General features: G+C 48.9%; 23 protein-coding genes and 1 riboswitch. Of the genes, 1 reads left to right on the top strand and 22 read right to left on the bottom strand.

The features are described from left to right. Positions 1 to 31: 31 nt before the first annotated feature. The 11 genes from rnc to KNO98_RS00445 form a co-directional block, all read right to left on the bottom strand. A complete protein-coding gene (gene rnc, locus KNO98_RS00495) occupies positions 32 to 811 on the bottom strand; it encodes a ribonuclease III (protein WP_285800405.1) in 780 nt (259 codons plus the stop codon). Positions 812 to 871: 60 nt separating this feature from the next. Next, positions 872 to 1,111 (bottom strand): acyl carrier protein, encoded by a 240-nt coding sequence (gene acpP / locus KNO98_RS00490; RefSeq protein ID WP_026826277.1) that lies wholly within the window; start codon positions 1,109 to 1,111, stop codon positions 872 to 874. A 58-nt stretch (positions 1,112 to 1,169) separates the two neighbouring features. Then, the gene (gene fabG, locus KNO98_RS00485; RefSeq protein ID WP_026826278.1) at positions 1,170 to 1,910 is read right to left on the bottom strand and encodes a 3-oxoacyl-[acyl-carrier-protein] reductase; all 741 of its coding nucleotides are present in this window, start codon (positions 1,908 to 1,910) and stop codon (positions 1,170 to 1,172) included. After that, the gene (gene fabD, locus KNO98_RS00480) at positions 1,903 to 2,823 is read right to left on the bottom strand and encodes an ACP S-malonyltransferase (RefSeq protein WP_214698195.1); all 921 of its coding nucleotides are present in this window, start codon (positions 2,821 to 2,823) and stop codon (positions 1,903 to 1,905) included. Before fabD ends, fabG begins: the two co-directional genes overlap by 8 nt. A gap of 18 nt (positions 2,824 to 2,841) precedes the next feature. After that, positions 2,842 to 3,831: a phosphate acyltransferase PlsX gene (plsX, locus tag KNO98_RS00475; protein WP_214698193.1), complete on the bottom strand. Its 990-nt coding sequence runs from the start codon at positions 3,829 to 3,831 to the stop codon at positions 2,842 to 2,844. Then, complete coding sequence (gene fapR / locus KNO98_RS00470; RefSeq protein ID WP_015881355.1) at positions 3,828 to 4,397, bottom strand: transcription factor FapR; 570 nt, start codon at positions 4,395 to 4,397, stop codon at positions 3,828 to 3,830. The genes plsX and fapR overlap by 4 nt, the downstream gene beginning before the upstream one ends. Before the next feature lie 85 nt (positions 4,398 to 4,482). Next, entirely contained in the window at positions 4,483 to 6,513 is a 2,031-nt protein-coding gene (gene recG / locus KNO98_RS00465) for an ATP-dependent DNA helicase RecG (protein ID WP_214698191.1), read from the bottom strand. Further along, the gene (sdaAA, locus tag KNO98_RS00460) at positions 6,500 to 7,387 is read right to left on the bottom strand and encodes an L-serine ammonia-lyase, iron-sulfur-dependent, subunit alpha (RefSeq protein ID WP_026826282.1); all 888 of its coding nucleotides are present in this window, start codon (positions 7,385 to 7,387) and stop codon (positions 6,500 to 6,502) included. Before sdaAA ends, recG begins: the two co-directional genes overlap by 14 nt. 12 nt (positions 7,388 to 7,399) lie before the next feature. Further along, positions 7,400 to 8,062, bottom strand: a complete 663-nt coding sequence (gene sdaAB, locus KNO98_RS00455; RefSeq protein WP_214698189.1) for an L-serine ammonia-lyase, iron-sulfur-dependent subunit beta — start codon at positions 8,060 to 8,062, stop codon at positions 7,400 to 7,402. A 62-nt stretch (positions 8,063 to 8,124) separates the two neighbouring features. Beyond that, positions 8,125 to 9,804, bottom strand: coding sequence for a DAK2 domain-containing protein (locus KNO98_RS00450; RefSeq protein WP_214698187.1), 1,680 nt, complete (start codon positions 9,802 to 9,804; stop codon positions 8,125 to 8,127). A gap of 22 nt (positions 9,805 to 9,826) precedes the next feature. Then, entirely contained in the window at positions 9,827 to 10,189 is a 363-nt protein-coding gene (locus KNO98_RS00445) for an Asp23/Gls24 family envelope stress response protein (RefSeq protein WP_015881350.1), read from the bottom strand. 252 nt (positions 10,190 to 10,441) lie between these two features. On the opposite strand from KNO98_RS00445, the gene rpmB reads away from it, so the two are divergent. Next, entirely contained in the window at positions 10,442 to 10,630 is a 189-nt protein-coding gene (gene rpmB, locus KNO98_RS00440) for a 50S ribosomal protein L28 (RefSeq protein WP_015881349.1), read from the top strand. A 56-nt stretch (positions 10,631 to 10,686) separates the two neighbouring features. Here the strand turns inward: rpmB and KNO98_RS00435 are convergent, their stop codons facing one another. From KNO98_RS00435 to coaBC, 11 genes are all read right to left on the bottom strand, one after another. Next, a complete protein-coding gene (locus KNO98_RS00435) occupies positions 10,687 to 11,271 on the bottom strand; it encodes a thiamine diphosphokinase (RefSeq protein WP_214698186.1) in 585 nt (194 codons plus the stop codon). Next, entirely contained in the window at positions 11,268 to 11,843 is a 576-nt protein-coding gene (gene thiT, locus KNO98_RS00430; protein ID WP_214698184.1) for an energy-coupled thiamine transporter ThiT, read from the bottom strand. The genes KNO98_RS00435 and thiT overlap by 4 nt, the downstream gene beginning before the upstream one ends. A gap of 73 nt (positions 11,844 to 11,916) precedes the next feature. After that, positions 11,917 to 12,017: riboswitch (TPP riboswitch) on the bottom strand. Positions 12,018 to 12,037: 20 nt separating this feature from the next. Continuing rightward, positions 12,038 to 12,694, bottom strand: a complete 657-nt coding sequence (gene rpe, locus KNO98_RS00425; RefSeq protein ID WP_026826287.1) for a ribulose-phosphate 3-epimerase — start codon at positions 12,692 to 12,694, stop codon at positions 12,038 to 12,040. Between the two features lie 3 nt (positions 12,695 to 12,697). Continuing rightward, positions 12,698 to 13,585, bottom strand: a complete 888-nt coding sequence (gene rsgA / locus KNO98_RS00420; RefSeq protein ID WP_026826288.1) for a ribosome small subunit-dependent GTPase A — start codon at positions 13,583 to 13,585, stop codon at positions 12,698 to 12,700. A 41-nt stretch (positions 13,586 to 13,626) separates the two neighbouring features. After that, entirely contained in the window at positions 13,627 to 15,579 is a 1,953-nt protein-coding gene (gene pknB / locus KNO98_RS00415) for a Stk1 family PASTA domain-containing Ser/Thr kinase (protein WP_214698183.1), read from the bottom strand. 5 nt (positions 15,580 to 15,584) lie between these two features. Next, entirely contained in the window at positions 15,585 to 16,319 is a 735-nt protein-coding gene (locus KNO98_RS00410) for a Stp1/IreP family PP2C-type Ser/Thr phosphatase (RefSeq protein WP_026826290.1), read from the bottom strand. A gap of 8 nt (positions 16,320 to 16,327) precedes the next feature. Further along, positions 16,328 to 17,413, bottom strand: a complete 1,086-nt coding sequence (rlmN, locus tag KNO98_RS00405) for a dual-specificity RNA methyltransferase RlmN (protein WP_026826291.1) — start codon at positions 17,411 to 17,413, stop codon at positions 16,328 to 16,330. 4 nt (positions 17,414 to 17,417) lie between these two features. Beyond that, the gene (gene rsmB / locus KNO98_RS00400; protein ID WP_214698182.1) at positions 17,418 to 18,749 is read right to left on the bottom strand and encodes a 16S rRNA (cytosine(967)-C(5))-methyltransferase RsmB; all 1,332 of its coding nucleotides are present in this window, start codon (positions 18,747 to 18,749) and stop codon (positions 17,418 to 17,420) included. Continuing rightward, positions 18,736 to 20,136: a methionyl-tRNA formyltransferase gene (gene fmt, locus KNO98_RS00395; RefSeq protein WP_214698181.1), complete on the bottom strand. Its 1,401-nt coding sequence runs from the start codon at positions 20,134 to 20,136 to the stop codon at positions 18,736 to 18,738. The genes rsmB and fmt overlap by 14 nt, the downstream gene beginning before the upstream one ends. An 11-nt stretch (positions 20,137 to 20,147) precedes the next feature. Then, the gene (gene priA, locus KNO98_RS00390) at positions 20,148 to 22,472 is read right to left on the bottom strand and encodes a primosomal protein N' (protein ID WP_214698180.1); all 2,325 of its coding nucleotides are present in this window, start codon (positions 22,470 to 22,472) and stop codon (positions 20,148 to 20,150) included. Then, positions 22,469 to 23,659 carry a bifunctional phosphopantothenoylcysteine decarboxylase/phosphopantothenate--cysteine ligase CoaBC gene (gene coaBC, locus KNO98_RS00385; protein WP_214698178.1) on the bottom strand — a complete coding sequence of 397 codons (1,191 nt, stop codon included), beginning with the start codon at positions 23,657 to 23,659 and terminating at the stop codon, positions 22,469 to 22,471. The genes priA and coaBC overlap by 4 nt, the downstream gene beginning before the upstream one ends. Positions 23,660 to 23,709: the final 50 nt, after the last annotated feature.

The raw sequence follows: 23,709 nt of genomic DNA, 5'->3' as shown, positions 1-23,709 counted from the left end.
GAGTGGACCTAATCGGGTCCACTCCTTTCGTTTATAAATCTGCGTAACGCCTGTTAAAGGCGATGAGCGCTTCTTTCGCCGCCAATTGCTCGGCTTCTTTTTTAGAGCGTCCAATCCCTTCACCGACGATATCGTCACTGAGACGGGCATGCGCCACGAATTCACGGCTATGCGCCGGACCACGCTCTTCGATAATCTCATACGATACAGGACCGAGCCCTTCACGTTGCACACTTTCCTGCAACTGACTTTTAAAATCAGTCTGTTCTTCAAATACACCCGCTAAGACTTTCGGAAAAACCGCTTCGGCGAGGAATCGTTCGACTGCCTCAATTCCTTGGTCCAAATAAAGAGCACCGATATAGGATTCGAATACATCGGCAAGTAGTGCCGGACGTTTTCGCCCACCGGTCAACTCTTCACCTTTTCCAAGCAAGGTGAAGTCAGAAAAAGCATAGGCTTCCGCAAAATTCACGAGTGACGGTTCGCAAACGATCGCCGCTCGTAATTTCGTTAATTCCCCCTCGGAGCGCTCCGGATAAGTCTCATATAAGAAGCGAGATACAGTTAACTCTAGAACAGCATCCCCTAAAAATTCTAAACGTTCATTATCTTTCCGTAACCCTCGTTGCTCATTCACATAAGAAGAATGGGTGAACGCCTGCATGAGTAAGTCGCGATCTGAAAATTGAACGTCTAAACGTTCTTCTAATGATTTGAATAATTCTAAGATGCGTGCTCGTTCCATCTCCTGTCGCCGACGTCGCTGCGCCGACCCTTGACGGTCAAACCGTCTTTTGTCTTTTGTCATAGTTCCCTCCATGAATAAGCACAAGCCCACCGCTCGGTTCCGGGCGGTGGGATGGCTTGATTACACTTTTGTTTCGATATAAGCCACTACGTCGCCGACAGTCGCAAGTTTTTCAGCGTCCTCGTCTTCGATTGTGATGTCGAATTTATCTTCGAGGTCCATCACCATTTCCATCACTTCGAGCGAGTCAGCGCCAAGGTCATCCTTGAATGATTTGTCCGCTGTGATCTCAGATACATCTTTCCCGAGCTTCTCTGCCACTGCTTCTTGTACGTCTACTAAAATTTGTTCTTTTGTCATGATAAAATCCCTCCAAAGGTAAGTATATTAAATGTCAGTCTGTTGGTAAAGTTCTCTTTTACGCCATTGTCATGCCACCGTCGACGGCAATTGTCTGTCCGGTCACATATGCGGCTTGTTCTGATGCTAGGAACGAGACGAGATTCGCCACCTCTTCGACTTGACCAAAACGGTTGAACGGAATCTGCTCGAGTGTAGCCTCTCGTTGTGCATCTGTCAAGGCATCGGTCATGTCGGTTTGAATGAAACCAGGACACACGGCATTGACTGTCACATGACGTCCCGCGAGTTCGCGAGCCACCGATTTTGTCAATCCGATTAACCCTGCTTTCGCAGCCGCATAATTCGCCTGTCCCGCATTTCCAGTAATCCCGACAACCGAGGCGATATTGATGATTCGACCTGCATTCGATTTGAGCAAAGGTCGCGTGACGGCTTGCGATGTCAGAAAGGCCCCTTTCAAGTTCGTCGATAGCACGTCTTCGAAGTCGGCTTCTTTCATTCGCATGAGTAACCCGTCACGTGTAATCCCCGCATTGTTGACGAGGCAATCGATTCGTCCAAATGAATCGACTGTCGTCTTGACGAGCGCTTTAACATCATCTGCGTTTGAGACGTCTGCCTTCACGGCAATGGCTTCTCCGCCTGCCTCCACAATCGCTGTCACAACGTCATTTGCCTTCTGTTCACTACCCGAGTAGTTCACGACGACTCGAAAACCGTCTTCCCCTAAACGTTTCGCGATGGCCGCACCGATTCCACGGGACGCGCCAGTCACAATCGCTACTTGATCATGCACGAACTTCTCCTCCTAACGAGGCGACTTCTTCGAGCGTGGTCGCCTTTTGAATCGAAACGCTCGAATCGATTCGTTTAATCAATCCAGAAAGTGGTGAAGACGGACCGAATTCAATGAATGTGCCCACACCATCTGCAATCGCTTTTCGAACACAATCCTCGAAGCGAACTGACGAATAAAGTTGTTTCGTCAATAGCACCTTCAATTGTTCAGGGTCACGATGTATAGCAGCATCCACGTTCGAGATAAAGTCGACTGAAGCCGCTTCAAACGGTGACGAGGCGAGGACATCTTGGAATCGTGTCGCTGCCGGCATCATGTACGAACTATGAAACGCTCCAGATACATTCAATGGCAATACCCGTTTCGCACCAGCGGTTTTCAATTCAACGCTCGCCTGTTCGACAGCGTCGACATGCCCTGAAATCACAAATTGACCAGGACAATTCAAGTTAGCGATTTGAACCAAATCCCCGCTCGCACTGATTTTTTCTGTGATGTGATGCGCTTCTGTCAAATCGGTCATCCCGACGACAGCCGCCATCGTTCCGTCCTTCACTTCAGACATCAAATGACCACGTTCACGGACGAGCACGGTCGCCTCTTCTAAATCGATGACACCCGCACTGACGAGCGCTGCGTATTCACCTACGCTATGCCCAATCACGACATCTGGTGCCGCCCCTTTATCCGCATAGGCTTTTGCGAGCAACGAGGCATGCGCCACGATGGCCGGCTGTGCGACTTCAGTTGCTTGAAGGTCTTCTTTCGATCCCGATGACATGACTTCAAGAAGGTCAAACCCGAGTCGACGCCCAATTGCTTGAAGTGTCTCCGGATGATCTAAAAATGTCTGTCCCATTCCTACGGCTTGAGAGCCTTGTCCTGGGAACACCCATGCTACTTTCCCCATGTCCTCACCTGCTTTCGCTTAGTCTATCGCTTTGGCACGCTTGATTTTATCGACGACATCGTGGTCTACCATGATTTTTGCCTGTTTTAATGCACTCATGATTGCGAGTGCATCACTCGACCCGTGAGCTTTGATGACAGGCGCATTGATCCCAAATAATCCAGCTCCACCATGTTCGCGATAATCAAGCGTTTCTTTCAATCGTCTTAATTTTGGTTTTAAGATGAGAGCGGCGAGTTTTGATACAAGATTGCTCGTGAATTGTTCTTTCATCATTTTCATGAGCATCGCCGACGAGCCTTCTACACCTTTTAATAAGATGTTTCCAGCAAATCCTTCTGTCACGATGACGTCCACGTCACCTGACATCGCTTCACGTGCCTCGACATTTCCAACGAAGTGGACAGGGGCCTCTTCAAGGAGGGGGAACGCTTCTTTTGTGAGCGCATTTCCTTTCCCGGCTTCTGTCCCAATATTGAGAAGGGCGACACGTGGCGTTTTAATGCCACGGACGTGTTCCGCATAGAGCGAACCCATGATCGCATAATCTACAAGGTGTTCCGCCTTCGCATCCGGATTCGCTCCGACATCTAGTACGACGACACCACTACCTGTATATGTAGGGAACGTCGGAGATAATGCCGGACGCTCGATTCCCGGGATTCGTCCGATGATGAAAAGAGATGCCGCCATCAATGCCCCGGTATTTCCGGCAGACACGAGGGCATCCGCTTTCCCTTCTTTGACGAGCTTTGCCGCTACAACGAGCGAACTGTCTTTCTTACGGCGAACCGCTCGAACCGGTTCATCCGCACTTGTGATGATCTCACTTGCTGGAACGACCGTCACACGCGGGTCGTCAAGACCGTATGAGGAAATTTTTACCTCATCACCGACTAAAAAGAGTTCCATCGATTCGTTCGGATATTGTTCGACGAACCGTTTCACACCTTCCACAATCGCCTTCGGTGCGTGATCGCCACCCATTGCATCAATCGCTAACTTCATGCTTGTTCCTCCTCACCACGTCGGTAAATCGTGAAGTCGCCGTCAAAGACGCACTCCTCGCCGACATAACTTTCGACCGTGACATCTGTTCTCCCGTCCCCACGTAGCTTCATCACACGAGCCTTGGCAACGACTCGCTCTCCAAGATGGACTTGGCGACTGAAGCGGATGTCCGCTTTAGTGGTCAACGCCAATTCATCATTGATGAGCGCCACCGCTAACGAGTTGGCTTGCGCGAACAAGACGTGTCCACGGGCAATCTCATTGCGGCTAAAGACGTGTTCTTTTTCTATATCGAGGACTGAGATGGCAGAGTCATCTAGTTTTAAGTCAATCATATCACCGATGACCTCGCTCATTGAAAGCGATTTGACTTCATCGAGATGTTCGGAAGCCACATGTTTGATTCGTTCCCTTACTTCTGGAATTTTTAATTCCATCCGGTCGAGCCGAATCGTCTGGATGCTGACGGAAAACTGTTTTGATAGTTCTTCGTCTTTGATGAACGGGTTGTGTTCAATCGTCTCTTGTAACAAGCGTTGCCGCTCTTTCTTAGGTACCCGCATTCAGTTCCCTCCTAAACTAATCACTAAAGAACTTAACACCTGGTACTAATAGCAGTATATATTCTTTAGTCGTCATTTTCAAGTATTATTCTAACCTTTCCCCTACGAGAAGGTCGAGTTGTTTTAAATAGCTACGTAGCACCTTAAACTGGTCTTCATGCCAAAATGCATCACTTTCGAGCATTGCCACAGCATCTTGTCTCGCCACTTCCATCACTTTCAAATCGAGAACGGGATCGGCGACCCGGAAGCTTGGTAGACCACTCTGCGCGGTACCGAAGAAATCACCGGCACCACGTAACTCCAAATCTTTTTCCGCTAATACGAAGCCGTCGTTCGTTTCAGTCATCGTTTTCAGCCGAACTTTTCCGACGTCGGACTTAGGGTCTCCGACAAGGACACAGAATGATTGATGGGCGCCACGACCAACCCGGCCTCTCAGCTGATGCAACTGGGCGAGCCCAAAACGTTCGGCATCATGAATGATAATGAGAGAAGCGTTCGGAACGTTCACGCCTACCTCGACGACAGTCGTCGACACAAGAATTTGTGTCGCATTATCGGCGAACGACTTCATCACGTCATCCTTTTCAGCACTCGATAACTTTCCGTGCATCAGTCCGACTTCATGATTCGGGAAGCGGTCTTTCAAAATTTCATACAAAGCCGTCGCACTCTCCACTTCGAGCGTATCCGACTCTTCAATAAGTGGCGCAATCACGTATGCTTGGCGACCGAGCGACAGTTCCCGATCGACCATCGAATGAACACGATCGATTTGGTCATGTTTCGCCCAATACGTTTCAATCGGTTTTCGTCCTTTTGGCATCTCATCGATTGTCGAGACGTCCATCTCTCCGAACGCGCTAATGGCAAGTGTTCTTGGAATCGGAGTCGCGGTCATATATAACACGTCCGCAAATTCAGCCTTGTCTCGTAGCTTCTTCCGCTGCTCGACACCAAAACGGTGCTGTTCGTCCGTGATCGCCAAATGTAAATTCGAAAACTCGACCGGCCCTTGAATGAGCGCATGTGTCCCTACGATGATGTCGACGTCTCTTGATTGGATTGCTGTAAGGAGCGCTTCTCGCGCCTTTCCTTTTACCGAGCTCGTCAACAGGGCGATCGTGATGCCAAACGGTTCAAACAATTCCTGTAAAGACGTCGCATGTTGTTCTGCTAAAATCTCGGTCGGCACCATCAATGCACCCTGATACCCTGCCATGACGGTCGCGTACAAGGCAATCGCGGCAACGACGGTCTTCCCGCTCCCGACATCCCCTTGTAATAGTCGGTTCATCCGTTCTGGTTTTTCAAGGTCAGATACAATTTCACGGATGACCCGTGTCTGAGCTCCCGTCAACGGAAATGCGAGTCGTTTGACGAATTCATTCAATTGATGTTTGTCGAGTTGAAGGGCCCGACCGTTTCCTGACCGCTCCATTTTCCGAAACGCCTGCAATTTCAATTGATACATGAGACATTCTTCATATACATAACTTCGTCTCGCTCTTTTATAAGTGTCAACAGTATCTGGAAAGTGCATCCCACGAAGCATCGTCATCCGATCTTCTAGTCGATACCGGTCGCGAATGACTTGCGGCACCTGTTCCGGGAGATCGCTCACCTGTTCAAAAGCCAGTTTCACGATTCGACTGAAATTCTTTTGCGTCAGCCCGGCTCGAAGTGAATAAATCGGCTGTAGTCCGCCTGACGGGGCACCAAATTCGAGGTCGGTCGCGCTGATCGTCATCCGATTCATGTCCCATTTTCCTTTGACCGTCACCGTTTCGCCAATCACTAGCTTGTCCTTGTAAAACGCGCGATTGAACATCGTCACTTGGACTGCATACCGTTCTTCTAGTAATAGTCTGAACTGAAGGCGATTTTTACCTTTACTATAATAACGAACGAGCGGTTCGCCTTGGACTGTCCCACTCCATTTGACAAGGTCCCCATGTATAGCCGTGGTCACAGTTCCGCTATTATAATTCTCATAACGAAACGGGACGTGCTCTAGCACGTCCTCGATTCGAACAAGTCCCATCACTTCTAATTTTTTGGCCATTTCTGGCCCGACTCCTTTCAAAGTCGTCAGTCGTTCATTGTTTCGCATCTTCTTTCGCTCCAAATATATTTCGTTCGAGACGACGAGCCGTTGGTGTATTGGCAAGTCCACCTTTTGCCGTCTCTTTTAATGCGGTCGGCATCATTTGACCGACTTCATGCATCGCCGAGATGACTTCATCACATGGAATACGCGAGGTGATGCCCGCGAGCGCCATGTCTGCGGCGACAATTGCGTTGGCACCACCCATAGCGTTACGTTTCACGCATGGGACTTCTACGAGACCCGCCACAGGATCACAGACGAGACCAAGCATGTTTTTAAGTGCGATTGCAAATGCTGTAGCCGATTGGTCCGGTGTTCCGCCGGCCGCTTCGACGATTGCAGCTGCAGCCATCGCGGTCGCCGATCCGACCTCGGCCTGGCATCCGCCCGCCGCTCCCGATATGGAGGCGTTGTTCGCCACGACGAATCCGAATGCACCTGATGTGAACAAGTAACGAATCATCGCATCACGGTCCATCTCGAGACGATCCTTCACTGCAAACAACGTTCCTGGCACGACGCCCGCGCTCCCCGCAGTTGGTGTCGCACAGATTCGTCCCATCGCGGCGTTCACTTCGTTCGTCCCGATTGCTTTTGACACCGCATCTAAAATGAGGTCTCCGGCAAGCGATTTGCCTGAGCGAATATAGTCTTGCATGAGTACGGCATCGTTCCCCGTCAATCCCGTAACAGACGTGACACCTTGGAGCGCACGTTCGACCGCTTCTTCCATCACCTCGAGATTCCGGTTCATCATACCGATGATGTCCTCCCGACTTGAGCGTCTGACGTGCATCTCTTGTTCGATCATCACTTCAGAAATCGGAATGCCTCGTTCAGTGGCAATCGTCACTAACTCTTCTACTGATTTAAACATCACACATTCTCCTTATTCCCCAAAAATAGCTATCCGTTCAATTTGTGGCAACCGCTCGAGTTCTGCTAGCACGTCAGCAGGGATGGTCTCATCAATCTCAATGGCCATCAAGGCCTGCATTCCTTTTTCGTGACGGCTCACTTCCATATGACCGATGTTCAATTGGTGATTCGCCAAAACTCCCGTAACTGCTGCGATTGCACCGAATCGATCATGGTGTAAGACGACGAGTGCAGGTCCCCCTCCTGTCAATTTTAACGGGAACCCGTTCAATTCGGTAATTTCAATCGTTCCCCCACCGATTGAGACGCCGACGATTTCAAATGTCCCAAGTTCATCTTCGAGCAGGACGCGTGCCGTATTCGGATGATCTGTCAACAAATCACTCGTTTCAAAGATGACTTCGATGCCTTTCTCACTAGCGATGTCTAACGCCTGCGGGATTCTCAAGTCGAACGTATCAAACCCCATGATTCCACCGACGATGGCAACATCTGTCCCGTGACCTCGATATGTGTCAGCGAATGACCCGTAAAATGTGATATGCGCGGTACGTGGTGTTCTCCCGAACAACTTCCCTGCCATCAACCCAATTCGAGCGGCTCCTGCTGTATGTGAACTCGACGGACCGACCATGACTGGACCGATAATGTCAAACACACTACGATATTTCATCAATTTTCCCCCTTTCAAAAATCCCTACCTTCATTATACAGAAGGTAGGGACTTGAAACAGCTTATTCCACACTAAAAATATAAGAGTAAAGCGGTTGTTTGCCGTCGTGAACTTCAATTTCTATCTCGTCATTCACTGATTCGATATATGACGTCAACGCTTCTACATCTGATTCAGATGAACCTTCACCCGTTAAAATTGTGATGATTTCGTCATCCGCGTTGATGAGAGCATCGACTAGTCGCTTAGCCGCTTCAAGGCTTGATGAAGACGACGAGACGATTTTCTTCTCTGCAATCGCCATATGCTCGTCCTTTTTAATCTCAACGCCATCGATGCTCGTATCACGAACAGCGTACGTCACCTGGCCGGATTTCACTGTCTCAGCAGCCGACTTCATCGCTTGTTCGTTCATCTCGACATCTGCCTCAGGATTAAAGGCGATTGCTGCTGCAAGACCTTGCGGGACTGTCTTCGTTGGAATGACTGACACGCCACAAGGTGCGACAGACGCTGCTTGTTCAGCAGCCATGATGATATTTGAGTTATTCGGGAAGATGAAGACATGTTCCGCATGTGCAGATTCAATCGCCTTGACGATATCTTCTGTTGATGGGTTCATCGTCTGTCCGCCTTCGATGACGTGTGCCGATCCGAGGGAACGGAACAACTCACTGACACCTTCACCCATTGCCACCGTCACGATTGCAAATGGTGCTTTTGGTTTCTCATCTTGTTGAACGCCTTGTAGATTTATGCCGTGTTCTTCTTCGAGAATTGTCGAGTGCTGTTGACGCATGTTCTCGATCTTGACTGCGACGAGTTCACCGAAGCGCTGCCCTTTCGTAATGACCTCACCTGGTGTCTCGACGTGAACGTGAACTTTTAATAATTCTTCGTCCGCGACGACAAGAAGTGAGTCCCCTAGTTCAGACAATTCGTTACGGAACGTGTCTTCGTTGAATGGTGTATCTTTCAACTTATCATCTTGGAAACGAACCATAATTTCCGTGCAGTAGCCGAATTCAATGTCTTCTGTTGACATGAATCCTTGCGCCGCATGCGCGTGATGCTCTGCCTCGATCAACGCATCCATCACTGGAGCATGAGGTTTTTCGAGTTCTTTGCCTTCTAGGCTCGCGAGGAATCCTTCATAGATGACGAGAAGTCCTTGACCGCCAGAGTCGACAACACCGACTTCTTTTAATACCGGTAACAAGTCCGGCGTACGATCTAACGATGCTTTCGCTTCAACGATGACACGTTTCATAAATTCAGTGAAATCACTTGTCGACTCTGATGCAAGGAGCGCTTCGTCGGCCGCTTCACGAGCAACCGTCAAAATCGTTCCTTCAACCGGTTTCATAACCGCCTTGTATGCCGTGTCGACACCTCGCTTGAGAGCTTCCGCAAAATCAACTGTCGTGAGTTCTGTCTTTCCTTCAACGGCTTTACCGAATCCGCGGAACAACTGACTTAAAATAACGCCCGAGTTCCCACGTGCCCCCATGAGCAGTCCGCGAGCGAACTTTGATGACACCTCTGCAATATTTGATGAGTTCATGGCCGCTACTTCTTTCGCACCTGACGTCATCGTCAAATTCATGTTCGTTCCCGTGTCTCCGTCTGGAACCGGGAAGACGTTAAGCGAATCTACATAATCTGCGTTTTGGCTCAAGTTGGTCGCTCCGTTTGCAATCATGTTTGAGAGCGCCAATCCATCTAAACGTTTTAAACCCACACCAAATCCTCCTCCGTTTTCGTCAGTCATTCGTCAGACGAACGCCTTGAACGAATATATTTACCGACGAAACGTTTAATCCTAAAGTTTCTCCGAGCGTGTACTTCACTCGGCTTTGCACGTTGTATGCGACTTCAGATACTTTCGTTCCGTAGCTTACAATGATGTGCATGTCGATATGTACGTCTTCATCTTCTTGACGTACGACGACACCACGTGCATAATTTTCACGTTTTAACAATTCAGCAATGCCGTCTTTCAATTGTGCTTGTGAAGCCATGCCGACCACACCGAAGCATTCCATCGCTGCACCACCTGCGAGTGTTGCGATGACGTCACTTGTGATGTCAATATTGCCATATGTTGTCTTCATTTCAATTGCCATATGGAGTAGCCTCCTTTATTCGGAATGATTCCTAATGTACATTCTACAATAAGTACCTAGTTATTAAAAGAACCTGCTCCAGAAACTCGGTCAATTAGCGCGATAACCTCATTCATTATTCAAATCCTTGCGAGTAATGTCAAGTTTTTTTCTTGTCATGGTATGATTTTCTAGTTGCATCGGGAAAAAAGCCGTGCTAATATAAACGAGTGTCTATTAGGACGAACCCACATAAAAAAGGAGGGGAAACGCATGGCACGTAAATGCTACGTAACAGGTAAATCACCTAAATCAGGTAACAACCGTTCGCACGCACTCAACAAGACAAAACGTACTTGGGGTGTGAACGTACAAAAAGTTCGTATTCTCGTTGACGGTAAACCGAAACGCGTTTGGGTTTCAGCTCGCGCACTTAAATCTGGTCTCGTTGAACGCGTATAATACTTATACACGAACGAATAAATCCCAGCGGCATTCGCCGATGGGATTTTTTTTGCTTATTTTTTGACGACCATGACGAGAACGATCCCCCGATGAACCGTCAATCGGGCAAATGCTTCAGTCCATTCATTGGAAATCGTCAGCGCTTCTTCACTCTTGATGTCATGATGTTCGAGCGGGTACTTGACACCATCAATAGAAATAGTCGCTGTCTTCCAAGGTATGAAAGACAAATAGTAGCCTTCTTTTTTTGAAAAGCTATAATCACCGGCTTTAACGAGATAGACCGTTTGACCATTCCCATGCAAAACCATCTCAGGATACTTCTCGAGCAAACCGACGTTCGCGAACGTCATATCGACTCGCCCACCGAGCGCCCCGTATACGTGCATCCTCGTTGCCCCTCGCTCTCTTGCCAACTGAAGCGCAATCTCAAGGTCCGTCACATCTTTCTCGGACGGATAGCGTAACGCTTCTTTCGGTGGTTTTCCCACAAACGAGTCAAAATCTCCGACCACAACGTCCGGTTCAATCCCTTCATCTAACAGTCTCTGATAACCTCCATCAACACCGATGACATAATCGGCATGACGCGGTAAAGGAATAACTTCCGGACTTGCCGCGACGATCAAGACATTCATTGACGAATGTCCCGTGTAGCTACACGTGTGAAACGTGGAGCTGTTGTAAAGAGTAATACTAATACGATGGCTGAAATAATAAAGGATGGGGCCATGTACGTCGCGTTATAACCGAGTGAATACGCTACGACCGGGCCTTCCGCATACTCGGCGAAAAAGACGATACCCGAGATGACATGTGCCGCGTAACGCAACACCGACCCGATCAAGGCACCGAGCACCAAATATGTCGCGAGTGTCTTCGTCGCACCTTGACCGGCCGCCTGTTTCACACGACCAGCAAACACACCCGCCATACCGACGAGGCCATAAGCGACCGTATAGTCGAGCAAGAACTGTACAGGCGTGAAGATGTAGGCACCGAACAACAGTTGAAGCGTCCCGACGAGTGCACCTGTCGCAAGTCCCCCTTTCAATCCGTGACGGAATGCCATCACAAAGATCGGGAGCATCGCTAGACTAATCGAGCCCCCTTGTGGCAAGCGGTATGGGATGAGTAAATCAAAGATTAGCCCGAGCGCCGCAAACAATGAAATTTCGATGAGCGCTTGTAATTTAAAACGTGATTTCATCTTTCTTCCTCCTTTAACTGTTTGAACGACAAAAAGCAGCATGACGTAAACGCCATGCTGCTTAGATTCGCAACGTGCATTTTCGCCACATCCCTACGTCCGTGTGAACGGAACAGGTTCAAAGGGTTAGCGTATGCCTCTCAGCCACATCATGTGACACCCCTTGCGACAATATCTTGTTGTTCTATCGTTGATTATACACGAGATGCGCCACGAATGCTATCGATGGCTGCTTTATAATCCGGTTGATTGTAGATGGCCGAACCGGCAACTAGTACATCGGCACCCGCATCGATGCAATGTTTCGCCGTCTCTTCGTTGACCCCACCATCGATTTCAATTTCAAAATCAAGTTGGCGATCCTGACGCAGTTGGTTGAGCGCTGAAATTTTCGGTACGACCGATTCAATGAACGCTTGTCCACCAAACCCTGGGTTGACGGTCATGAGCAATACCATATCAACATCTGGGAGCACATGTTCGATCGTCGACAATGGTGTATGCGGATTCAAGACGACTCCACATTTCGCACCAGCCACTTTGATTTGTTGCAAGACACGATGCAAATGGTTCGTTGCTTCCACATGAACGGTCACGATATCCGCGCCTGCCTTCACAAAATCTTCCACGTATCGCTCCGGTTGGTCAATCATCAAGTGCACATCGAGGACCATATCTGATTTTTTACGTAAGCTCGCGAGCACAGGTAGACCAATCGAAATGTTTGGCACGAACTGACCGTCCATCACATCGAAATGGATATAGTCTGCTCCCGCTTCTTGAACAGCTTTCACTTCTGCCTCCAAATTGGCAAAATCGGCAGCTAAAATGGATGGTGCAATTTTAATCATCTGTCAATACCTCCGTTTTCGATCATTTAACTCTTCCATAAAGGTAACATAATTATCGTAGCGAGTTGAAGCAATTTTACCATCTTGAACGGCTTGTTTAATGGCGCAGCCTGGTTCGTTGATGTGAACACATCCTCGGAACTTGCAATCGTCGTGTCGTTCGACAAACTCCGGGAAACACCATCTGAGCTCATCAGTCTCGAGTTCCTGTGGAAACTCCAAACTCGAAAATCCCGGTGTATCTGCTACTAGTCCGTCCGCCAATTGAATCAACGTCACATGACGCGTCGTATGCTTCCCCCGACCGAGCGACTTGGAGATTTTACCGGTTGCTAACTCGAGTTCTGGTGCGACTGCATTCAGTAGCGAACTTTTTCCGACGCCCGTCTGCCCGGCGAAGACACTCGTCTTCCCTTTAAAGAGTCTCCGTACTTGCTCGACTCCATCCGAAAGCTCCGTTGACGTCTCAATCACATCATATCCGATTGCACGATAGCAATCCGCCGCCTCTTGAATCGATCCGGTTTCTGTTTCACTCAGCAAGTCCATCTTCGTCAAGACGATGATCGGATGGATCTGTTTTGACTCAATCAGAATGAGGAATCGATCAAGCAAATGATAGGAAAATGCTGGCTCTTTTACTGAAAAGAGGAGAAATGCTTGATCGATGTTGGCAATCGGCGGTCGGACGAGATGGTTCTGACGCTCCTCTACTTCAAGAATATAGCCGGTCCCATCCTCTTGGTCTTGAATCACTACATCGTCACCAACTACAGGCGAGATGTTACGTTTCCGAAAGTTTCCTCTGGCGCGACACCGAATCTCTTGATTCGATTCGGTCATGACATCATAAAATCCACCCTGTAAGCGAATAATCGTTCCTTTCAATATGACTACCTCCTTTAAAAAGAGGTGACGCTACCGTCACCTCTTTATTGTGCCTCTTTGGCTTGCGCATATGTGACTGAATCAGTTCGGACGATCTCACCATCAACTTCAATCGTTGCTGTCCCGACTTCGTTGGGGGCAATGACGAGCGTATACGAATACGTTGTTGTTTCTGTGATTTCATCTCGTAATACTTCAATTTCACCACGTGCATCGACCGTACGAATGACAACTTCGACCGCTTTCGGTTTTTTGTCTTTATCCGGTTGCTCAACTTCGACACTGACTTCTCGTTCAATCGAAACATCGGTCGGTTCAACGCCCTCTGAGACGATGACTGTGAGTTCTGTACCAGGGTCAACTGCAGTCCCTGCCGTCGGAAGTTGGCGGATGATTTGACCTTTTGGAACACTTGTCGAAAATTCATCACGTCTCACAATTTTCAGTTTGTTTTGCTCAGCATAGGTCGACGCTTCCTCGAACGTGTACCCGGCAAGATTCGACAGTTCCACTTTGTTGCTTCCTGTCGATACGACGAGCGTGACCGTTACTTCAGACGGCACGACCTCTTCACCTGGTTCGAGCGATTGGGAAATAACATCTCCATTGTCGACCGTTTCTGAAGCCTTTGTTTTAATTTCAAGGTCACTGAACGCCAAGTCTTTTAGCATTCGTTCAGCCGCAGTTTGCGAAAGTCCTTCCACATTCGGCATCTCGACCGTCTCTTTACCAGCAGAAACGACAATTGACACCGTCGTGCCTCGTTTCGGTTTACGTCCTTCTTGAGGGTTTTGCGAAATGACCTCACCTTCTTTGACGTCATCGCTCGCCCGCTCTGTCACTTCGACGACAAAGCCTGCGTTTTCAAGTTCAGACGTGGCATCACCGATGCTCATTCCGACAACATCAGGTACGACGGCACGTGACACCTCATCAGCGACCACGTATGCTGCGATACCACCACCAATTAATAACACGACGAGCAAAATCCAAATCCACCATTTACGCTTCTTCTTTTTGACCGGTGGCTGTTCTTCAGATTCCTGCTCTTTTGATGCAGAAATTGAAGATGTCGATCCAGGTGTTTCCGTTTTTTCTTCAGTCATGATTGGTGTCATGACGAGCGTTTTGTCGAACTCATCCTGATTGGTTGGGAGACGTCTCGGTTCATCGGCACGTTCACGACTCAATGCGGTCATACAATCTTTCTTGAAGGCTGCAACCGAAGTATGACGGGCACCAGGTGACTTCGCCAACGCTTGCATGACACAGTTTTCAAGTGCTTGGGGAATATTCGGATTCAAGTCCATCGGTCGAATTGGGTCATCCTGCAGATGTTGAAGCGCAACGGCAACCGGTGTCTCTCCTATGAACGGCACACGACCTGTCAACAGCTCATAAAGGACGGCACCGAGCGAATAAATATCTGACTTCTCATCAGCAAATTTACCACGTGCTTGTTCAGGCGAGAAATAGTGGACAGATCCAAGTACCGACATCGTATGCGTCAACGTCGCATTCGACATCGCAACCGCAATCCCGAAATCGGTCACCTTCACGTTTCCAAGTTGATCAATCATCATATTTTGTGGTTTGATATCACGATGAATGATTCGGTTCGCATGGGCATGATCTATCGCATCACAAATCTGTCCCATGATACGCAGTGCCTCATCGACAGATATGTACTCCTCTTGCAAATATTGTTTCAAGGTCACCCCATCGACATGCTCCATGACGATATAGTACAAATCTTCTTCATCGCCGACGTCATAGATGGCGACGATATTCGGATGGTTCAGACTCGTAGCCGCATGGGCTTCTCGCTCGAACCGGCGTATAAATTGTTCGTTATGTGAGAATTCAGATCGCAACACCTTGATGGCGACGGTTCGGTTTAAGATCTCGTCATGAGCTCGGTAGACATTTGCCATGCCTCCGCTGCCGATTTGTTGTTCGATCCGATAACGATCGTTGATTCGTTCTCCGCTTCGCATCGGATTCATCCTCTCTTTCTATCTGTAAATTGAATGAGGGCGACCGTGATGTTGTCGCTCCCTCCCAATTGATTGGCTTCCGCAATGAGTTGTTCAGCTTTTTGTTCAGCCGATACAGCTTGTTGTAAAACGTGTTGAATCGCCCCATCGGTCATATGCGTCGTCAATCCATCCGTACAAATTAAAATCACATCAAACTCAGGGTCAGCGAGCACTTGCACGTCAGGTTTGACCTGTTCGCTTGAACCGATCGCCCGAGTGATGACATTTCGTTTCGGATGAATCCGCATCTCTTCTTCCGTCAATTCACCGAGCTGTTTAAGCACGTTGACGTAAGAATGGTCTTCCGTAAGACGTCTCAATTCGTTCGCTTGGAGCGCATAGACACGACTATCTCCAATATGGACAATCACAACCGTCTCCCTGCTCCAACAAACGGCCGCTACAGTCGTTCCCATCATGACGAGATCGGATTGCTTCGCAAATTGTAGCACTTGTTCATTCGCCAGGTCGATGTGATGGCGGAACCATCGTTCGATTTCGACAGGAGTTTGAGGGAGCGACGGGAAAGCACGTCGAAACTCTTCAATCACGATTTGACTCGCGACCTCTCCCGCTGCATGTCCACCCATCCCGTCTGCAACTAGCGCAATTCCTGATAAGGTATCGCCTAAGATTAAAACTGCATCTTCATTTTGTGTGCGTACTTGTCCGCGATCTGTTCGAAATGCTAATTCCATCTATCTGATTACCTCGTTTCTTGTTCGCGCTCCTTCGCTCGAAGCTGTCCACAAGCGGCATCGATATCCGATCCTTGCTCGCGGCGAATCGTTACGTTCACGTTGCGGTCTTTGAGCACTTTTTCAAAGGCGAAGATTTGAGCTCGTGGTGTCCGTACGTAATCACGTTCGAGTACATGGTTGACGGGGATCAAGTTGACGTGACATTTGATTCCTTTCAATAGGTCCGCTAAAAGATGGGCATACTCTTCCGTATCATTTACGCCACCGAAGAGTCCATATTCAAACGTGATCCGACGACCGCTCTTTTCCGTGTAATAACGGACCGAGTCCATCAACTTGTCTAAGTCAAAGGCACGGTTGATTGGCATGAGTTTGGTGCGCAATTCAGTCGTTGGCGCGTGAAGCGAAATGGCGAAGTTGATTCGCATTCCTTCATCGGCAAACTTATAAATTTTAGGAACGATTCCACTTGTTGATACCGTGATATGACGCGCTCCGATGTTGAGCCCGTTGTCATGGTTGACCGTACGTAAGAAACGCATCAACTCATCGTAGTTGTCGAACGGCTCGCCGATTCCCATGACGACGACCGAGTCGACACGCTCTCCTGTTGCGTCTAATGCACGCTGCACATCGAGAACCTGCGCCGTGATTTCACCGGCTTCTAAATTTCGTTTCAATCCACCGAGTGTGGACGCACAGAACGTACATCCGATGCGACATCCGACTTGTGTCGTGACACAAACTGAGTTTCCGTATTCGTGACGCATGAGAACCGTTTCAATCGAATAACCGTCTTGTAATTCAAATAGGAACTTGATTGTACCGTCCTGTGATTCTTGTTTGACCAATTCTTTTAATGTCGTCAATTGGAAGGATGCTTCAAGTTTGTCGCGAAGCGCTTTCGGGACGTTCGTCATATCGTCGAAAGTTATGACACGTTTGACGTACATCCAGTCATATAACTGTTTCGCTCGGAATGACTTTTCTCCTGCTTCGATAACCCATGCCTCGAGTTCAGGAAACGTCAACGAATAGAGTGACGGCTTTGCGCCTACGAGTGGATTCTTTTCAACTGCTTTTGGATTCATTGTTTTATACCTCTTTCTTAAATGCGGCGATATAGAAGCCGTCGGTACCGAATGTCGTCGGTAATAATTTTAGTTCAGCACGGTCCGATTCCATGATCGGACGAACAGATTGCGGGAGACGTCCTTTGAGCGTTTCGTCCCACGCCAATCCTTTCGACAGAATGTAGTCAGCCTGTATCTCATTTTCAGACGGGTCGATCGTACATGTCGAGTAAACTAGCGTACCACCTGGTTTGAGCAGTGGCAATACGGCATCGATGATTTGTCGTTGGATCTTTGGTAAGTTTTCAAGCTGGGTCTTATCCTTCGTCCATTTAATATCCGGCTTCCTGCGAATGACGCCGAGTCCTGAACACGGAACGTCTAAAAGAATCCGATCAAAGCTCTCTCGTTCAAACCGTTCACCTGCTAAACGAGCATCAAGGGCAAGTGCGGTCACTCCATCGATGTGTAAACGTTTGGCTTGCTGGTCGATCAACTTTGCTTTATGTGGATGTAAATCTAGTGCGGTGAGCGACCCATTTTCCATTCGCTCGGCCGTATGCATCGCCTTCCCACCAGGGGCGGCACACGCGTCCAAAATATGATCATTTGTCGAAACACCGAGAGCATCTGCGACAATCATCGAACTCTCATCTTGAATCGACAAAAGGCCTTCCTCGATGAATGAGGTCGAATGGACGTTTCCGGACTCTACTACTAGTCCATCAATGGATAGTTCAGACCGCGACGTCAGAACACCTGCGTCAGCCAATTTGTTCATCATCTCATCTACCGTAATACGTTTGCGGTTGACCCGAACCGTTACAGGAGCAGGTTCGTTGTTCAATTGACAAATCGCCTCTGCCGTCTCGACCCCATACAAGTCAATCCAGTCTGCGACGAGCCATTCCGGGTGACTATGCTCGATTGAAATCCTTTCCGCGTCGGTCAAGCCACTGAAGTCCGGAAACCCTTCACGGAGGACGTTACGTAACACCCCGTTCACAAACTTACTCGTTCCGAGATGATGCCCCCGTTTCTTCGCGATTTCGACCGCTTCATGTAGGACGGCTCGGTCCGGTACTTTATCGAGATAAAAGAGTTGATACACACTCATTCGAAGTAGCGGGAGGACGAACTTATCGAGCTTCTTCGGGGAACGAATGCGATTTTTTAAAATGTAATCGAGTGTTCCCTTACGGCTTAGTGTCCCGTAAACGAGTTCTGTATAAAGGCCGACATCTTTTGGGGTCACCTTTTTTTGTTTCAATGTGTCATTGACGGCAATCGTAGAGTACGCGCCGCCCTGTTCAATTTTCATCAGCGTATCAAGCGCTGCTTCACGTACGTTCATGATTTCCTCCTAATCGGTCGCCAACACGTAGCTTCTGTCCGGCGCCACGCATGAAGGTCGCACCATCCATTCGTTTTTTACCGGCCGGTTGCAAATCCGTCACTTTGATGGCAACATCGTTTCCGGTCGCCACGACAAATCCGTCTTCTTCGAGACGAATAACTACTCCAGGTTGTCCTGTGCCGGTCGTTTTTTCTCCCATGAACAACTTCACCCGTTCTCCGTCCAGTGTTGAATAGGCAGTCGGGAAGGGATTCATACCTCGAATATGGTTGTATATGGCTTCCCCGTCCATCGTCCAATCAATCTGTTCCCGCTCACGGCTGATATTTGGCGCAAATGTTACCTCACGTTCATCTTGAGGGACTGCTTCAATCCATCCTTCCAAGAAGGCCGGAAGGGTGCGAATGAGCAGGTCACTGCCTGCTACAGCTAGTTTATCAAACAATGATCCGACTGTATCCGTTTCTTTAATCGGTACAATCGTATTGGCAATCATATCACCTGCGTCCAACTTGTCGACCATATACATGATCGTCACACCCGTCTCAGACTCACCATCGAGGATCGCTTGATGAATCGGTGCACCTCCACGGTATTTTGGAAGAAGAGAGGCATGGACATTGATGGCTCCGTTTGGCGGTGCCTCGAGTAATCCAGTCGGAACGATTTGTCCGTACGCCGCTGTGACGATGAGGTCTGGGCGTAACTCTAAAATCTCTGCATAATCTGTTCGAACTTTCTCGGGCTGTAGAACCGGAATCCCATGACGAAGGGCACATTCTTTTACAGGCGTCGGCTTCAGCTCACGTTTTCGTCCGACCGGTTTGTCGGGCTGAGAAACAACACCTACGACATTGTATCCTTCTTCAAGCAGTCGCTCAAGTACAGATACGGCAAACGTCGGCGTACCCATGAAGACGATGCGTTTGTCCTTCCCGGAATTAGGCACCGCGAGCTTGTCTGTGAACAAGACGCCGTCCAGATGGTCCATCTCATGTTGAATCGCACGGGCAAAAAAGCCATTCGCTTTAACCGTATAAGTACGTCCTTTCAAGTCCTGATTTTTGACGACAATCGATTCATGTCGTTCCACGAATCCGAATTCACCCGGGATACTTAAACATCCTTCAAGTCCGACTTCTCGACCTGACGTCTCAATGATTTCCGGATTGATCAAGACGAGCGGTCCCGTCTCATCGTCTGTATGGACGACCGCAAGTCGCTGATTCAAATTGACTTGCGGTGCCGCGACACCAACTCCATCATACTCATACATTGTATCGAATAAACGGTCGACCGTTTGACGTAACTTTTTATCGAACTTTGTCACTGGTTCGCACGTCACGCGTAAAATTTCATTTGGTACTTCTACTACTTTATACATGTCTCTCCACCTCACATGAATACGTATGGGTTCACATCGATACTCATTTGATATTCTTTCTTACTGATCGCTTTTGCTCTCGCTTGCTGTAATCGTGCCAGCTCCACATAGAGCGCTTCGGGTTGTTTCGTTTTTATAAACACTTGATAGCGATACGCGTTCTTCAGCTTTGACAAAGGCGCAGGCATTGGACCGTTCAAGCGGCTGTTTTCCACTTGCGCTTGTAAAAAGTCGGATGCGAACAATTCCGCCTCACTCTTGGCGACAAGCGGATTTTCCGCCGAAAACGTGACGAGCGTCAAAAACCAATACGGAGGATGATTTCCGACCTGCCTTAGACCCATCTCTTTGGCAAAAAACGACTCATAATCATGTTCACTCGCTGTTTCAATCACATAATGGTCAGGATTATACGTTTGGACGAATGCCTCACCTGGAAGTTTTCCCCGTCCCGCACGTCCTGCCACTTGTGTGACAAGCTGGAAGGTACGTTCGGTCGCCCGAAAATCAGGCATTCCGAGCGTCGCATCCGCTGCGAGCACCCCGACGAGTGTGACGTTCGGGAAGTCGAGTCCTTTGGCGATCATCTGCGTGCCGAGTAAGATATCCGCCTCTCCTTCTTCGAAACGGCGCAACAATTGCTCATGTGAACCTTTTCGTGACGTCGTATCTTGATCCATACGAATGATGCGTGCCTCTGGAATTCGGTTCAGTAATTCTGTCTCGATTTTTTGAGTGCCTGACCCGAACTGTTTGATTTTCTTACTGCTACATGACGGACACGTCGATGGCATACCTACCTCGTAGCCGCAATAATGACACTTCAACCGGTCTCCATGTTGATGATACGTTAAATTGACGGCGCAATGCGGACATGTCATCCCTTCTCCGCAATCACGGCACATGACGAATGTAGTAAATCCGCGACGATTCAGCAAAATAACGCACTGCTCTTTTTTCTCGATTCGGTCGAGGATGCCGTTAAACAATTCTTCCGAGAACATTGTCGTATTGCCCTTGGCCAGCTCACGACGCATATCGATGATGTGGACCGGCGGCATCTCGCCACCATACCGCTCTTTCAAATGTAAATAGCGGTAGACACCTTTTTGTGCTCTAGCATACGATTCAAGTGATGGGGTCGCACTGCCTAATACGACCGGACACCCATGATACCGCGCCCGCCAAATGGCGACATCACGCGCATGATAGCGCGGATTCTCTTCTTGCTTGTACGTCGTCTCGTGCTCTTCATCTAATATGATCAGACCAAGTCGGTCGAGCGGGGCAAAGATGGCAGAACGTGCGCCGACGACGACGTCGACTTCACGACGTTTGATTTTTCGCCACTCATCATACTTCTCACCTTTTGAAAGTGCACTGTGTAACACTGCGACCCGGTCACCGAACCGTCGCTTAAACCGTTTCACCATCATCGGGGTCAAGCTGATCTCAGGGACGAGTAAGATCGCCTGTTTCCCTTCATCGATGACTTGTCCAATTGATTCTAAATAGACCTCGGTCTTCCCACTCCCCGTCACACCATGGACGAGAAGTGTCTCGCCCGCGTCAGCCTCATGGATGGCCTGGACCGCTCTCGCCTGACTGTCATTTAATTGGACCGTTTCTTTGACTTGTTCAATCGTCGCGTACGGGTCACGATTCAATTCAACTTCCGTCAATCGAACCGCCCCGATATCTTCAAGCTTTTGAAGTTGCGGACGAGTCAATCCGATTTGTCGAAGCGCGGACCAATACATACGAGGAGTCTCTTCAAGCTGACGGATTGCCTCGAGTTGCTTTTTCGCACGTTTCGAGACGACAGTCGCATCGAGTAGCTCGACAAGGACATCGGTTTTGACCGTTTTCTTTTCTTTCAAGACAGGTGCAAGAGTCAATTCCCCCTTTTTAGCTAGCCCGAGGATGAGCGATTGTACGTCTTTCGGATATTCGGACAAGTGTGTCCCAAGTCGGACGCCATCAGGTACCAGACCTTCTTTGATTTCTTTGTCATAGCTGACCTTGAGCGCAGCCGGGAGCATCGCAAGAAGAGCGGATGACCGAAAGCAAAGCGTCGTCTCTTTCACATGGATTGACAGGTCGAGTAATTCTTCCGTGAGTGAGGATTCCTCATCTAACAAGGCTTCTAACGGTTTCAATCCTTCTCTCGTCCCGTCTGACGTTCCGACGACGATTCCGAGTAAACGTCGTGACCCGAACGGAACCGATACACGCATACCTGGTTCAATCAACGTCTCAAACTGTTCGGGTACTTCATAATCAAACGGGCGATCAATCGTGATCACCGGCGCATCGACATGAACATGTGCAATCATCGGACCGCTTCCTTAAAGTATGTGAGCAACTCGAACGCCAACTCTTTTTTCGATTGTTTCGGCAACTTAAGAATCGATCCGTCCCCGCTAAACAAGACGACCTCATTGTCGTCCGCACCGAATCCGATGTCACTGCCAGATACATCGTTAGCAACGAGGAAATCGACATTCTTTCGCTTCAGTTTGGCTGCCGCATGCTCCTCAAGTCGTTCCGTCTCTGCCGCAAAGCCGACCAACACTTGATGGGTCTTCTGTTCACCAAGTGTCTTTAAAATGTCTGTCGTTTCTTCAAGTTCGATTGTGAGCGGACCGTGAACCTTTTTATGTTTTTCTGAATAAACGTTTTTCGGGCGATAGTCCGCGACCGCTGCCGACTTCACAACGAGGTCGAGCAACTCGAAGCGGCTCGTCACTTCTCGAAGCATCTCTTCACTCGACTCGACCGGAATGGCCGTCACACCGTCTGGGACCGGGACTTGAAGAGGACCGTGGACGAGTGTGACGCGGGCGCCCATATCACGTGCCACTTCAGCGAGCGCTACACCCATTTTTCCAGATGAGTCGTTTGATAAGTAACGGACCGGATCGATGCGTTCGACAGTTGGACCAGCCGTGATCAAGACGTCTTTCCCCATATATAGTTTCGGAACGAACTGACTCTCGATGATGCGAACCAAATCTTCAGGTTCCGGTAGACGTCCACCGCCAATCCAACCACATGCCAAATTGCCGACGCCGGGCTCAATCAACTGATAGCCGTATGATTTCAACGTCTCGATGTTTCGCTGCGTCGCAGGATGTTCGAGCATATTCACATTCATCGCCGGTGAAACGATAACTGGACACTTCGCCGCCAAAATCGACGTCGTGATGAAGTCGTCGGCAATCCCGTTCGCTAATTTCGCAATGGTGTTTGCCGTTGCTGGAGCCACGACAATCAAGTCGCTCGAGTCGACCACATCGATATGGGCAATTTTTGTCGGGTCATGCTCTTCGAATACGTCCGTATAGACCGGGTTTCGACTGAGTGCCTGGAAGGTCGCCTGACCCACGAATTGTTCTGCTGACTTTGTCATCGCGACGTGAACATTCGCTCCGGCTTGAACCAATTTCGATGTGAGCGCACACGCTTTATAAGCCGCGATGCCACCACTCACACATAACAAAATAGTACGATCCTTCACCATTCCCAAACTCCCCCTTATAGACAATGAGACCCAAGTCGCAAACGACTTGG

This window comes from Exiguobacterium sp. s57, from assembly GCF_018617685.1.
GTDB lineage: Bacteria > Bacillota > Bacilli > Exiguobacteriales > Exiguobacteriaceae > Exiguobacterium > Exiguobacterium marinum.
The sequence above is the reverse complement of the archived record's forward strand: the minus strand, read 5'-3'. Positions and strand labels throughout refer to the sequence as shown.

Coding starts and splice junctions, on each gene's coding strand:
- rlmN (WP_026826291.1), bottom strand. CDS start 17,413: ATGAATCCAAAAGCAGTTGAAAAGAATCCACTCGTAGGCGCAAAGCCG.
- priA (WP_214698180.1), bottom strand. CDS start 22,472: ATGATTGCACATGTTCATGTCGATGCGCCGGTGATCACGATTGATCGC.
- fabD (WP_214698195.1), bottom strand. CDS start 2,823: ATGGGGAAAGTAGCATGGGTGTTCCCAGGACAAGGCTCTCAAGCCGTA.
- KNO98_RS00445 (WP_015881350.1), bottom strand. CDS start 10,189: ATGGCAATTGAAATGAAGACAACATATGGCAATATTGACATCACAAGT.
- plsX (WP_214698193.1), bottom strand. CDS start 3,831: ATGAAGTTAGCGATTGATGCAATGGGTGGCGATCACGCACCGAAGGCG.
- thiT (WP_214698184.1), bottom strand. CDS start 11,843: ATGAAATCACGTTTTAAATTACAAGCGCTCATCGAAATTTCATTGTTT.
- coaBC (WP_214698178.1), bottom strand. CDS start 23,659: ATGGTGAAGGATCGTACTATTTTGTTATGTGTGAGTGGTGGCATCGCG.
- rsmB (WP_214698182.1), bottom strand. CDS start 18,749: ATGAACGTACGTGAAGCAGCGCTTGATACGCTGATGAAAATTGAACAG.
- fapR (WP_015881355.1), bottom strand. CDS start 4,397: ATGCGGGTACCTAAGAAAGAGCGGCAACGCTTGTTACAAGAGACGATT.
- KNO98_RS00410 (WP_026826290.1), bottom strand. CDS start 16,319: ATGGAATTAGCATTTCGAACAGATCGCGGACAAGTACGCACACAAAAT.
- recG (WP_214698191.1), bottom strand. CDS start 6,513: ATGCGAAACAATGAACGACTGACGACTTTGAAAGGAGTCGGGCCAGAA.
- rpe (WP_026826287.1), bottom strand. CDS start 12,694: ATGATTAAAATTGCACCATCCATTTTAGCTGCCGATTTTGCCAATTTG.
- rpmB (WP_015881349.1), top strand. CDS start 10,442: ATGGCACGTAAATGCTACGTAACAGGTAAATCACCTAAATCAGGTAAC.
- fmt (WP_214698181.1), bottom strand. CDS start 20,136: ATGTATAAAGTAGTAGAAGTACCAAATGAAATTTTACGCGTGACGTGC.
- sdaAA (WP_026826282.1), bottom strand. CDS start 7,387: ATGTTTAAATCAGTAGAAGAGTTAGTGACGATTGCCACTGAACGAGGC.
- KNO98_RS00435 (WP_214698186.1), bottom strand. CDS start 11,271: ATGAATGTCTTGATCGTCGCGGCAAGTCCGGAAGTTATTCCTTTACCG.
- acpP (WP_026826277.1), bottom strand. CDS start 1,111: ATGACAAAAGAACAAATTTTAGTAGACGTACAAGAAGCAGTGGCAGAG.
- sdaAB (WP_214698189.1), bottom strand. CDS start 8,062: ATGAAATATCGTAGTGTGTTTGACATTATCGGTCCAGTCATGGTCGGT.
- pknB (WP_214698183.1), bottom strand. CDS start 15,579: ATGCGAAGCGGAGAACGAATCAACGATCGTTATCGGATCGAACAACAA.
- rnc (WP_285800405.1), bottom strand. CDS start 811: ATGACAAAAGACAAAAGACGGTTTGACCGTCAAGGGTCGGCGCAGCGA.